The following is a 13134-nucleotide window of genomic DNA, read 5'->3' as shown; positions in this document are numbered from 1 at the left end:
GCCACCAGAAGGGTTCCGGACCGGCCATGGCGCTCTCCCTCTACGTCGACACCGCGCGCTGGCGGGCGCACCAGAAATCCGTCCTCGACCAGTTCCCCGGCCTCGTCCCGGTCTGCAAGGGCAACGGATACGGCTTCGGTCACGAGCGGCTCGCCGACGAGGCCATCCGCTTCGGTTCCGACACGCTCGCCGTCGGCACCACCTATGAGGCGGCCCGCATAAAGGACTGGTTCAGCGGCGATCTGCTGGTCCTCACCCCGTTCCGCCGGGGCGAGGAACCGGTGCCGCTGCCCGACCGTGTCATCCGGTCCGTCTCCTCCGTGGACGGCGTGCACGCCCTGGTGGGCGCACGGGTCGTCATCGAGTGCATGAGCTCGATGAAACGCCACGGTGTCAAGGAGGAGGAGCTCGGGCAGCTGCATGCCGCCATCGAGGACGTACGCCTCGAAGGCTTCGCCCTGCACCTGCCGCTGGACCGCACGGACGGCTCGGACGCGGTCGAGGAAGTCATCGGCTGGATGGACCGGCTGCGCGCGGCCCGGCTGCCGCTGCACACCATGTTCGTCAGCCATCTGCGCGCCGAGGAGCTGGGCCGTCTCCAGCAGCAGTTCCCGCAGACCCGTTTCCGCGCCCGCATCGGCACCCGGCTGTGGCTCGGCGACCATGAGGCGACGGAGTACCGGGGCGCCGTTCTGGACGTCACGCGCGTCGTCAAGGGCGACCGTTTCGGCTACCGCCAGCAGAAGGTCGCCTCGGACGGCTGGCTGGTGGTCGTCGCCGGCGGTACGTCGCACGGTGTGGGCCTGGAGGCCCCGAAGGCCCTGCACGGTGTGATGCCGCGCGCCAAGGGTGTCGCCCGCGCGGGCCTGGCCACCGTCAACCGCAACCTGTCACCGTTCGTCTGGGCCGGCAAGCAGCGCTGGTTCGCCGAACCGCCGCACATGCAGGTGTCGATCCTGTTCGTCCCCTCGGACGCGCAGGAGCCGAAGGTCGGCGACGAACTGGTGGCCCATCTGCGCCACACGACCACCCAGTTCGACCGCCTCGTGGACCGGTAGGAGGCGCCGGGACGCTCTTCAGGGGGCCTCGGCCCCCTGAAGAGACCCGTCTCAGTCGGCGGCCGGTCCGTGCCCCGCTCCCCATTCCACCCGCGGTCCTTCGACGGCGGGAACGGCATGCCGCGGCGGATGCGCCGCCCGCCTCAGCACGAATGCGTCCTCGGCCCCGTCCAGCACCCCGCCGGACGGATCGTCCGACCCGTCGCGCCGCACGACGTCCCGCTCCGGCATGAGGATGTCCCGTACGACAACGGCGCAGAGGTACAGCGTGCCCAGCAGATGCAGGATGATCGCCAGCTGATACCCCTCCGTGGGCAGCCCCTGGTGCTTGTCCCCGCTCATCGTGTACGCGAGGTACATCCAGATACCCAGGAAGTACATGACCTCGCACGTCTGCCAGATCAGGAAGTCGCGCCAGCGCGGCCTGGCCAGGGCGGCCAGGGGGATCAGCCACAGCACGTACTGCGGCGAATAGACCTTGTTGACGAGGATGAACGCTGCGACGACGAGAAAGGCGAGCTGCGCGAAGCGCGGCCTGCGCGGTGCCGTCAGCGTCAGCACGGCGATGGCCGCGCACAGCAGGGCCATCAACAGCTCCGAGACGTGGTTGACGGTCGGGGTCTCGATGGTCATGCCGGTGCGCTGGGTGATGATCAGCCAGAAGGAGCCGAAGTCGATGCCCCGTTCCTCGCTGAAACCGTAGAACTTGCTCCATCCCTCGGGCGCGAAGATCATCACCGGCAGATTCACCACCAGCCAGGAAACCGCCGCCCCGAACGTCGCCAGGCCGAACTCCCGCCATTTGCCCGCCCGCCAGCACAGCACGAAGACAGGCCCCAGCAGGAGCACGGGATAGAGCTTGGCGGCCGTGGCAAGCCCGATGAGGACGCCGAACGCCAGCACCCGCCCCCGGGACCACATGAGCATCGCCGCGGCCGTCAACGCGACGGCCAGCAGGTCCCAGTTGATCGTCGCGGTGAGCGCGAAGGCGGGCGCGAGAGCGACCAGCAGTCCGTCCCAGGGGCGGCGCCGGTGTGTACGGGCGACGCAGACGGCGATGATCACGGCGCAGATCATCAGCATGCCGGCGTTGACCATCCAGTACATCTGCTCGCGGTGCTGAATGGATCCGCCTGGTGTCAGCCAGGACGCGATCTGCATGAACACGCCCGTCAGGACGGGGTACTCCAGGTACTGCATGTCGCCGGGCAGCCGGTCCAAGTACGGCACGAGACCGTCGGAGAAGCCACGTCCGACATAGAGATGCGGAATGTCCGAGTAGCAGGCGTGCGTGTACTGCGAACTGGCACCCCTGAACCACGCCCAGTTGTAGCAGGGCAGCTTCTGCACCATGCCCAGCGCGAACATCCCGAGGGCCACCAGCGCGATGACGCCCACGGGCGTGAGTGCCGTGCTGCCGACCCGTGTCCAGCGTCCCGACCGGCCGCCGATCAGCTCGCTGCCTGCCTCGGCGATCTCGTCCTGGTGCGTGGGCCGTACGACGGGCCGTTCCTGGTGCACACTCGTGTCTTCTGCGCTTGGCATGCCGCTCATCCTGCCGTACGGGACTGTGGAAACGACGAGGGCCGCCGCACCATGTGGTGCGGCGGCCCTTGACCAGGTCCGGTCGGCCGGATCGCCGGTCTATCCGGCCGGAGGGACGTTAACCGGCCGGGCCCCCGAAGAATCCGCCGTTGCTGTTGCCGTTGCCGTTGCCGTTGCCGTTGCCACCGCCCGGTGGCGAGGAGGACGGCGGCGGGCTGGTGCCGGGACCGCCTGTGGCTCCGCCGTTGTCAGCGCCGGTGTTGGCCCCGCCGTTGGTGTTCTGGCAGTTCCAGTCCCATGCGCTACAGGTGTCGCTGGGGTCGGGCGCCGGCGGGGACGGGCTCATCGCGGGCGACTCGGTCGCCGACGTGGACGGCGAGGGCGACTCCACCGTGGTGGGCGACGGCTTGGGGCTCTGCGCGCCGCCACCGTAGACCTTCTCACCGATCGGCCCCGGCTTCGGGAATGTCACGACCGGCTTACCCTGCATCGCCTCCGCCATGTAGTCGTGCCAGATCTGGGCCGGGAACGAGGCACCGTGGATCGTCTTCTCACCACCCGTGCCGTACATCTTCTCGAACTTGCGGTTCGCGTTCTTCTCGTCGTCGTCCAGCCGGTACATGCTGATGGCCGTGGACAGCTGCGGGGTGTAGCCGACGAACCAGGCCGACTTGTTCTCGTCCGTCGTACCGGTCTTGCCCGCCACGTCGCGGCCGGGGAGCTGCGCGGGGGTACCGGTTCCCTTCTCGACGACGTTCTTCAGGACGTCGGTGACGTTGTCGGCGATGTCGGCATCGAAGGCGTGCTTGAAGACGTCCTTGTGCCGGTAGATGGTTTTGCCCTCGTGCTTCACCTCGGTGACCGAGTAGGGCTCGCGCTGCTGTCCGCTGGCGGCGAAGGTCGCGTACGCACCGGCCATACGGATCGCACTGGGCGAGGACGTACCGATCGAGAACGACGGCACATGTGAATCCGCCATGTTCTCGTCGTCCTTGAGACCGGCGGCAATGGCGATGTCCTTCACCTTGTCGGTGCCGACGTCCATGCCGAGCTGGACATACGGGGAGTTGGCGGACCACTGCATCGCCTCACGAAGGGTGATGTTGCCCTTCGACTCATGGCCGTCGTTGGCCTGCAGCCACTCCTTGCCGTTTTCGTCGGTCCAGATCTCGCCGTTGTACTTCTTGATCTTCAGCTTGTCGTCGGCGTTGTAGATGCTCAGCGGCGAGACCTTCTCACGCTGCGACAAGCCCTGGTCCGCGTCGAGCGAGGGGTCGCGCTTGCCGTACTCCATCGCTGCCGCCAGCACGAACGGCTTGAAGGTCGAACCGACCTGCGCACCCGTGGGGTTGGCATTGTTGGTGTAGTGCCTGGTCGCGTCCTGACCGCCGTAGATCGCCACGATGGCACCGGTCTTGGCATCCACCGACCCACCGCCGAACTGGACGTGGGTGTCCGTCTCGGGGCGCTTCTTCGGATTGATCTTGCTGTCGTAGACCTTCTGGACCGCGGCGTCGAGCTCCTTGACCTTCTTCTTGTTGAACGTGGTGTGGATCTCGTAGCCGCCCTGGGCCAGCTTGGCCGCCGTCATACCCTTGACGTTGTTCAGGGCGTACGACTTGGCGAGGTCGACCAGATAGCCGGTCTGACCGCCCAGCTGGGCGCTCTTCCTCGGCGGATCGGGCATCGGGAACTCGGTGTACTTGTCGCGCTCCGCCTGCGAAAGACGCTTGTCCTTCACCTCTTCATTGAGGATCCACTCCCACCGCTCCTTGGCCCGTTTGGTGTTCTTCGCCTTGGTGGCCTGCTTCGCATCCTCCTCGGGGACGCCCGCCGGGTCGAAGTAGGTAGGACCCTTGAGCAGCGTGGCCATGAACGCGCACTCGCTGGCGTTCAGGTCCTTGGCATCCTTGCCGTAGTACGTACGGGCCGCCGCCTGGATCCCTGAGGCACCTCGCCCGTAGTAGGAGATGTTCAGGTAGTCACGGATGATGTCCTTCTTGTCCTTCTCATTCGTGACCTTGAGCGTGATGAAGAGTTCCTGGAACTTCCGGCTCAGGGTCTGATCCTGAGAAAGGAACGAGTTCTTGACGTACTGCTGGGTGATCGTCGAGCCACCCTGGGTCTGGCCGCCCCTGGCCATGTTGAACAGGGCACGGGCGATGCCCATGGGGTCGATGCCGCTGTCGTGCTCGAAGGACTTGTTCTCCGCCGAGATGACGGCATTCCGCATGGCTTCGGGGATCTGCTCGTAGCCGATGATCTGGCGGTTGACCTCACCGCCCGTGGCGACCATCTGCGTGTCGTCGTCCCAGAAATAGACGTTGTTCTGCGCTTTCGCGGTGTCTTTCACAGTGGGCGTGTCGACCATCGCGTACGCGAGGCCGGCCAGGCCCATGAGCAGGCCCATGAAGCCGATACAGAGGCTGGAGACCAGCTTCCACGACGGCACCCAGCGCCGCACGCCGTACTTCCCGGCGCGCGGATAGTCGATGAAGCGCTTCTTGACAGGACGCTGACTACCGCGGCCACGCCCCCTGCCCGGGCCCTCGTGTCCGCTGTCGCCACCACCACCACGACGACGACCACCACCGCCGCCGCCACGGCTCCCGCCGCCGCGCTGGGCGGCTCGTCTCGCCTCGGCGCGTCCGCCGTACGGGCTGTCCCCGCCATGCGAACCGGAAGGTGACTCGGAAGTTACTCCGCGTGACGGAGCGGCGCGGCGTCCTGAGGACTGCTGGGCGGCTCGTCTGGCCGCTGCGCGCCCACCACCCTGCGGTTGCGGCGTTTTGCGACGGTGCTCGCTCATGGAACGACTACTCCTCGGGCAGGCGAGAACGCCTGGAAGCGGCAGTTGAGATCCGGTCCCCCCGAATTACGGACCAGCCCTGCGACAGGCTCATCCGCAGTGCATCCGGCTAGTCCGCGAAGACTGACGCGCACAGGCGTCTCACGGTTCCCGGTGGTCTGCATGCCGCACAGACTACGCACGGTCAAAACCCTCCTAGGGCCGAACTTCACCCCAAACGACGCAAGTCGGTGCCTACGAATTCACGATGTGACGCCGTTCACGATGACCCCTCTTGTCGCAGCGCGACGACCGATCTATCGTCATGATGTATCGAGTCGATACATCAGCTCGGCACATCAGCTCGGTACAGGGCTCCGCAGGAGCACTCGGAGAAGGAGGAGGCGAAATTGAGCAGACGCTCAGGCATCCTCGAATTCGCCGTTCTCGGTCTGCTCCGCGAGTCCCCGATGCACGGGTACGAGCTGCGCAAACGTCTCAACACCTCGTTGGGGATCTTCCGCGCCTTCAGCTACGGCACCCTCTACCCCTGCCTCAAGACGCTGGTCGCCAACGGCTGGTTGATCGAGGAGCCGGGAAGCTCCCCGGCCGACCTTCCGCCTGCTACCAGCCGTGCGGTCGCCCCCGCCTCCTCGCTGGCCGGGCGCCGCGCCAAGATCGTCTACCGGCTGACGGCAGAAGGTAAGGAGCACTTCGAGGAGCTGCTCTCCCACACCGGGCCCGACTCCTGGGAGGACGAGCACTTCGCAGCCCGTTTCGCCTTCTTCGGGCAGACGGAGCGCGAGGTGCGGATGCGGGTCCTGGAAGGCCGGCGCAGCCGGCTGGAGGAGCGCCTGGACAAGATGCGGGCCTCTCTGGCCCGCACCCGCGAGCGCCTCGACGACTACACACTTGAGCTGCAGCGACACGGCATGGAGTCCGTGGAGCGCGAAGTGCGCTGGCTGAACGAGCTCATCGAGAGCGAGCGGTCGGGACGGGATCAGCGACGGTCCTCGCCCGGGAGCGAAGCTCCGCAGAACACAGCAGGAGAGACGGACGGCCTGCCCCGGCACCGGGGTAACACCCCGCCGGATCCGTCCGACGACACCTCAAAGTGAGGTCCCCGCAGATCCGCGGGGCTTCATCGGGAACATCCATTACACACAGGGAGCAACCGGAATGGGTTCGGTTCGCGTAGCCATCGTCGGCGTGGGCAACTGCGCCGCCTCGCTGGTCCAGGGCGTCGAGTACTACAAGGACGCCGATCCGGCCGGCAAGGTGCCCGGTCTGATGCACGTCCAGTTCGGCGACTACCACGTGCGGGACGTCGAGTTCGTCGCCGCCTTCGACGTCGACGCGAAGAAGGTCGGCCTCGACCTCGCGGACGCCATCGGTGCCAGCGAGAACAACACCATCAAGCTCTGCGACGTGCCGAACGCCGGCGTCACCGTCCAGCGCGGCCACACCCACGACGGCCTGGGCAAGTACTACCGTCAGACCATCGAGGAGTCGACCGAGGCCCCGGTCGACATCGTCCAGGTCCTCAAGGACCGTAAGGTCGACGTCCTCGTCTGCTACCTGCCGGTCGGATCCGAGGTCGCTGCGAAGTTCTACGCGCAGTGCGCCATCGACGCCAAGGTCGCGTTCGTCAACGCTCTCCCGGTCTTCATCGCCGGCACCAAGGAGTGGGCGGACAAGTTCACCGAGGCCGGTGTCCCGATCGTCGGCGACGACATCAAGTCGCAGGTCGGCGCCACCATCACGCACCGCGTGATGGCGAAGCTCTTCGAGGACCGTGGCGTCGTCCTGGACCGCACGATGCAGCTGAACGTCGGCGGCAACATGGACTTCAAGAACATGCTCGAGCGTGAGCGCCTGGAGTCCAAGAAGATCTCCAAGACGCAGGCCGTCACCTCCCAGATCCGTGACCGCGAGCTCGGCGCGGACAACGTCCACATCGGCCCGTCGGACTACGTGGCCTGGCTGGACGACCGCAAGTGGGCGTACGTGCGCCTCGAGGGCCGCGCCTTCGGTGACGTTCCGCTGAACCTGGAGTACAAGCTGGAGGTCTGGGACTCCCCGAACTCCGCCGGTGTCATCATCGACGCCGTCCGCGCCGCGAAGATCGCCAAGGACCGCGGCATCGGTGGCCCGATCCTCTCTGCGTCCTCGTACTTCATGAAGTCCCCGCCGGTCCAGTACTTCGACGACGAGGCCCGCGAGAACGTTGAGAAGTTCATCAGGGGCGAGGTCACCAACTGACGCGACCGGACACGGCGCGTCGGCGCGGACCGGTGATGAGCGGCAACGCTCTTTCTCTTCCGCACCGTTGAGGGTCCCCGGGTAATCCGCCCGGGGACCCTCAACGTATGTGACCCTTGATCACATGCCTGTCGTAGGTGATCTGCGCGTACTTCTGCGACTTCGGAACTTCCGTCGTCTGCTCGCCGTACGACTTCTCTCCCAGTCGGCCGACGGCGTCTACCAGGTGGCACTGGCGGCTCATGTCGTCTTCTCTCCGGAGAAACAGGCGTCGGCGGCAGCCATCGCCTCCGCAATGGCCGTGTTGCTGCTGCCGTACTCGCTCATCGGCCCCTTCGCCGGCGTCCTGCTGGACCGCTGGCCGCGCCGTCAGGTTTTTCTGTACGGCAACCTGCTGCGCGCCGCACTCGCCTGCTGCACCGCACTCCTGATCCTCGGCTCCGCACCCGACTGGCTCTTCTACGCCTCGGCGCTCTGCGTCACCGCGGTCAACCGTTTCGTGCTGGCCGGGCTCTCCGCCGCGCTGCCGCGTGTCGTCGACAGGGACCGACTGGTGGTGGCGAACTCACTCTCACCGACCGCGGGCACCCTCGCCGCCACGGCCGGCGGTGGCCTCGCCTTCATCGTGCGGCTGCTACTCGCCGACTCCGATGCGGCGGTGGTATTGCTGGGCGCGGCTCTCTACCTCGCTTCGGCGCTGGCATCCCTGAGCCTTGCCACCGGGCTTCTCGGACCGGATCAGGACGGGGCCCGCATCCGACTGAGGGAGGCTCTGGTCATCACCGCACAGGGGCTCGCCGACGGACTGCACCATCTGGCGGAACGGAAGCAAGCGACCCGGGCCCTGGCCGCCATGACCGTGATCCGCTTCTGCTACGGGGCACTGACCGTGATGGTGCTGATGTTGTGCCGGTACGCCTGGTCCGACAGCGAATCCGAGGGCCTGGCCCTCCTCGGACTGGCTGTGGCGGTCTCCGGTGCGGGGTTCTTCGCGGCAGCCGTGGTGACACCTTGGGCGGTGGGGCGGCTCGGCCGATTCCACTGGATGGCGGTGTGCGCGGCGGCGGCCGCCGTCCTCGAACCCGCACTGGGGCTGTGGTTCATCCCCGTACCGATACTCGTCGCGGCATTTGTCCTCGGACTCGTCACCCAGGGGTCGAAGATCGCGACGGACACAGTGGTGCAGACCTCGGTGGACGATGCCTTCCGCGGCCGGGTCTTCTCCCTCTACGACGTGCTGTTCAACGTGGCATTCGTGGGCGCTGCCGCAGCCTCCGCTCTCATGCTGCCCCCTGACGGTCAGTCGTTCGTGGTCGTGATTGGGGTAGCCGTGCTCTATGCGGTCATCGCCGTACTGCTGTTCCGGTGGGGCCGCACCGGCAGGCCGCTCTAGCGTGCCCGATACGGCGAGGGGCGCTGTTTCACGTGAAACAGCGCCCCTCGCCGTATCGGGTCGCGGTCATGTTTCACGTGAAACATGACCGCGACCCGGTCCTCACCCCTGCCGGTCGGCCCTCCGGCGGTCTCAGGTCTGCGCCGCCCACCACTTCTTGAGCTTCTCGACCGCCACGTCATGCTCCATCGGCCCGTGCTCCAGCCGCAGCTCCAGCAGGAACGCGTAGGCCTTGCCGATAACCGGCCCAGGACCGACACCCAGGGTCTTCATGATCTCGTTACCGTCGAGGTCGGGCCGAATGGCATCCAGCTCCTCCTGCTCCTGCAGCTGTGCAATGCGCTCCTCAAGCCCGTCATAGGTCCGCGAGAGGGCAGCAGCCTTGCGCTTGTTCCGCGTGGTGCAGTCCGAGCGGGTCAGCTTGTGCAGCCGCCCCAGCAGAGGTCCCGCATCACGCACATACCGGCGCACCGCGGAGTCGGTCCACTCGCCGTCGCCGTAGCCGTGGAAGCGCAGATGAAGCTCCACGAGCTTCGAGACGTCCTTGACCATGTCGTTGGAGTACTTGAGCGCGGCCATCCGCTTCTTGACCATCTTGGCGCCCACCACCTCGTGGTGATGGAACGAGACGCGCCCGTCCTTCTCGAAACGCCGCGTCCTCGGCTTGCCGATGTCATGGAGGAGAGCAGCAAGGCGCAGAACCAGATCAGGGCCGTCCTCCTCCAGGTCGACCGCCTGCTCCAGGACGGTCAGCGAGTGCTCATAGACATCTTTGTGACGGTGATGCTCGTCACTTTCCAGACGCAGAGCGGGGAGCTCCGGCAGCACCTGCTGCGCCAGCCCCGTATCGACGAGCAGCGCCAGACCCTTGCGGGGGTTGGCGGAGAGCAGCAGCTTGTTGAACTCCTCCCTGACCCGCTCGGCGGAGACGATCTCGATGCGCCCGGCCATTTCCGTCATCGCCGTGACCACATCGGAGGCGACACCGAAGTCCAGCTGCGCAGCGAAGCGAGCAGCACGCAGCATGCGCAGCGGATCGTCGGAGAACGACTCCTCGGGGGTGCCGGGAGTGCGCAGTACACGCTCGGCCAGGTCCTCAAGACCGCCGTGGGGATCGATGAAGTCCTTCTGCGGAAGCGCTACCGCCATCGCGTTGACCGTGAAGTCACGACGGACGAGGTCTTCCTCGATGGAATCGCCGTAGGACACCTCGGGCTTGCGCGAGGTCCTGTCGTACGCCTCCGACCTGTATGTGGTGACCTCGATCTGGTAGCCGTCCTTCTGGGCACCCACGGTGCCGAAGGCGATCCCGACCTCCCATACCGAGTCGGCCCACGGCCGGACGATCTTCAATACGGCCTCGGGGCGGGCGTCGGTCGTGAAGTCCAGGTCGTTCCCGAGCCTGCCGAGAAGCGCATCCCGGACCGAGCCGCCGACCAGGGCGAGGCTGAATCCGGCATCCTGGAAACGGCGGGCGAGGTCGTCGGCGACCGGGGACACCCGCAGCAGTTCACTGACTGCGCTGTGCTGCACCTGGGTCAGGGCACGGGAGCTTTCTTCATTGGCGTTCGACACAACAGAAAAGGGTACGTGCCCGGACCGGCCCGGTCGTCCTGGTTTCGTCCCGCCCTGCGAGACTCTTCCGATCATGTAACGGACTCCCCAGCACTTGGCACCCACGCACATCGTTACCATGCGGGGACGCAGCAACCGACAACCATCGACACCAGCTGACAACGACGAGGGACGGGTAGGCGCGTGGCCGAGGCGGCAGACATTCAGGGAATCGGTCCCTCTCCTGCCCGCCGGTGGCTGCGGCGCACAACCTCCTTGATCATCGGGGCACCGCTCGTCGCAGCTCTGCTGGCCGGACCGGCCGCACCCACCGCACAGGCCGGCGGGACCGCCAAGGCCCCGACCGGCTCCGAAACAGTCAGTGTGTCCCTGGACACCCTCGCTCCGAGCGCGCCGGTGAAGGGGGACACCCTGACCGTCTCCGGCACCGTGACCAACAGGGGCAAGGACACGATCACGCAGGCGGAGGTCGACCTGCGAGTCGGCCCGAGGCTCTTCAGCAGGACGTCGATCGACACCGCTGCCAAGCGCACCGGGTACGTCCCCGGCAGCGATCCCGCCCCGCTCGGCGGCAAGTACACGGTGAAGTTCGCGAAGCTTCCTTCCGGAATAAGCCAGGACTTCACGCTGTCCGTCCCGGTCGGCAAACTGGGGCTCGGCGACGACGGCGTCTACCAGCTCGGCGTCTCGCTGTCGGGGCAGACTTCCCGGACCCCGTACGGGGTTCTGGGAATCCAGCGCACCTTCCTGCCCTGGCAGGAAGAGGAGCGTAACTCCAAGACGAAGGTCACCTATCTCTGGCCGCTCATCGCATCGCCCCATGTCACTGCCGAGACCGGCTCCGACGATCAGCAGACGCCTGTGTTCGCGGACGACAACCTGGCCGCCGAACTCGCTCCGGGCGGACGCCTCGAACAGCTGGTCTCGCTGGGCAGCCAGCTGCCCGTGACATGGGTCATCGACCCGGATCTGCTGGCCAGCGTCGATGCGATGGCGAGGAACTACCGCGTCAAGTCGGGCGACACCACCGTCGCGGGGAAGAACCAGGCCGTCGCCAAGAAGTGGCTCACCTCGCTGGAGGCCGCGGTCTCGGACGGCAAGGTCGTCGCGCTGCCGTTCGCCGACCCCGATCTGGCGTCCATCGCACACCGCGGCAAGAACGTGTCGGGCACCCTCAGCCACCTGCAGACCGCCACGGAGGTGGCCGGGACAACGGTGCAGACCATCCTTCATGTGAAGCCGTCGACCGACTTCGCCTGGCCCGTCGACGGAGCGATCGACCCGTCGATCGTCGACGTCGCCACCTCGGCCGGCGCCCACAACGTGATCGCCCGCAGCGACAGCCTTCAGGAGACCGGCGGCCTGTCGTACACGCCCACCGCGGCCCGGCCGATCGGCGGCGGCACAACCGCGGTGGTCTCCGACGCCCGGCTCTCCACGGCCTTCCAGGGCGACATGTCGAAGGCGGGGAACTCCACCCTCGCCGTGCAGAAATTCCTCGCTCTGACCCTCGCTCTGACCCAGCAGGACACCGACGCGGAACGGAGCATCGTCGTCGCACCGCAGCGGATGCCGACTGTCGCCCAGGCCCAGTCGATGGCCGACGCCCTGCACGCCCTCGACGACGAACGCTGGACAGAACCCCTCGGGCTCGTGGACGCGGCCGAGGCGAAGCCCGACACGGACGCGACGACCAGCGTCCCCGGATCGTCCCAGTACCCGAAGAAGCTCCGCAACCAGGAGCTGCCCACCCAGGCGTTCCAGGACATCAAGTCCACCCAGGTCTCGCTCAACAACTTCCAGGTCATCCTCACCCATCCCGAGCGGGTGGTGACTCCCTTCGGCAACGCGGTCAACCGCTCCATGTCGACGTCATGGCGTGGCAAGCCGCTGGAGGCCCAGCAGTACCGGGACTCGGTACGCACCTATCTGCAGGGCCTCATCAACGAGGTCCAGCTCATCTCGAAGTCGGACGTCACCCTGTCCGGCCGCAGCGCCACAATCCCGGTGACCGTGCAGAACAGACTGTTGCAGGGCGTGGACCATCTGGTCCTCCGGCTCAAGTCGGAGAACGCGACCCGGCTCAAGCTGAACGACGGCGGGGCCGTGGCGGAGCAGCCGATCCGGATCGCCGGCGGCCACAGCCAGTCCGTGAAATTCGACGCCGCGGCCAACGTCAATGGCCAGGTGCAGATGACCGCACAGCTCTACACCGAGGACGGCACACCGTACGGCGGAGAGATGACCTTCACCGTGAAGGTCTCCGAGCTCACCCCGACCGTGCTGCTGGTGATCGCCGGTGGGCTGCTCCTTCTGGTCCTCGCAGGCATCAGGATGTACACCCACCGCAAGCGCGCCAACGCGAGCGGGGACAACGGCGGCGAACCCGAGCAGCCGAGTGACCCGACCCCGGACACCGGTCCGGAAAACGGGGAGCCGTCGGGCTCGGGTGAGAAAGTGGAACGTTGAGCGATGTCTGTCGTGGCCTGTCGGCCGGGGACGATGAGGTGGGG

General features: G+C 66.8%; 9 protein-coding genes. 6 read left to right on the top strand and 3 right to left on the bottom strand.

What is annotated here, in order from left to right:
* Nucleotides 1-26 precede the first annotated feature (26 nt).
* Complete coding sequence (locus ACIPEK_RS17965; RefSeq protein ID WP_401996851.1) at nucleotides 27-1058, top strand: alanine racemase; 1032 nt, start codon at nucleotides 27-29, stop codon at nucleotides 1056-1058.
* Nucleotides 1059-1109: 51 nt separating this feature from the next.
* Here ACIPEK_RS17965 and ACIPEK_RS17960 read toward each other — a convergent pair whose 3' ends face one another.
* Nucleotides 1110-2603: a glycosyltransferase family 87 protein gene (locus ACIPEK_RS17960; RefSeq protein WP_401996848.1), complete on the bottom strand. Its 1494-nt coding sequence runs from the start codon at nucleotides 2601-2603 to the stop codon at nucleotides 1110-1112.
* A gap of 118 nt (nucleotides 2604-2721) precedes the next feature.
* Nucleotides 2722-5001: a transglycosylase domain-containing protein gene (locus ACIPEK_RS17955; RefSeq protein WP_401996915.1), complete on the bottom strand. Its 2280-nt coding sequence runs from the start codon at nucleotides 4999-5001 to the stop codon at nucleotides 2722-2724.
* Nucleotides 5002-5154: 153 nt separating this feature from the next.
* Here ACIPEK_RS17955 and ACIPEK_RS17950 point away from each other — a divergent pair, with 153 nt between their 5' ends.
* From ACIPEK_RS17950 to ACIPEK_RS17935, 4 genes are all read left to right on the top strand, one after another.
* A complete protein-coding gene (locus ACIPEK_RS17950; protein ID WP_401996845.1) occupies nucleotides 5155-5292 on the top strand; it encodes a hypothetical protein in 138 nt (45 codons plus the stop codon).
* A 509-nt stretch (nucleotides 5293-5801) separates the two neighbouring features.
* A complete protein-coding gene (locus ACIPEK_RS17945; RefSeq protein WP_401996843.1) occupies nucleotides 5802-6509 on the top strand; it encodes a helix-turn-helix transcriptional regulator in 708 nt (235 codons plus the stop codon).
* Between the two features lie 61 nt (nucleotides 6510-6570).
* On the top strand, nucleotides 6571-7653 hold the full coding sequence (locus ACIPEK_RS17940; protein ID WP_401996840.1) for an inositol-3-phosphate synthase: 1083 nt from the start codon (nucleotides 6571-6573) through the stop codon (nucleotides 7651-7653).
* A gap of 124 nt (nucleotides 7654-7777) precedes the next feature.
* Nucleotides 7778-9046, top strand: a complete 1269-nt coding sequence (locus tag ACIPEK_RS17935) for an MFS transporter (protein WP_401996837.1) — start codon at nucleotides 7778-7780, stop codon at nucleotides 9044-9046.
* 132 nt (nucleotides 9047-9178) lie between these two features.
* On the opposite strand, the gene ACIPEK_RS17930 is transcribed toward ACIPEK_RS17935, so the two are convergent.
* Nucleotides 9179-10621 (bottom strand): CCA tRNA nucleotidyltransferase, encoded by a 1443-nt coding sequence (locus ACIPEK_RS17930; protein WP_401996834.1) that lies wholly within the window; start codon nucleotides 10619-10621, stop codon nucleotides 9179-9181.
* Between the two features lie 183 nt (nucleotides 10622-10804).
* On the opposite strand from ACIPEK_RS17930, the gene ACIPEK_RS17925 reads away from it, so the two are divergent.
* Nucleotides 10805-13090 (top strand): DUF6049 family protein, encoded by a 2286-nt coding sequence (locus ACIPEK_RS17925; protein ID WP_401996831.1) that lies wholly within the window; start codon nucleotides 10805-10807, stop codon nucleotides 13088-13090.
* The last annotated feature ends 44 nt before the right edge of the window (nucleotides 13091-13134 follow it).

The sequence above is a fragment of the Streptomyces sp. NPDC088246 genome, from assembly GCF_044741025.1.
In the GTDB taxonomy this organism is placed as follows: Bacteria; Actinomycetota; Actinomycetes; order Streptomycetales; family Streptomycetaceae; genus Streptomyces.
Note: the sequence above shows the minus strand (reverse complement) of the source record. Positions and strands in the feature narration are given on the sequence as shown.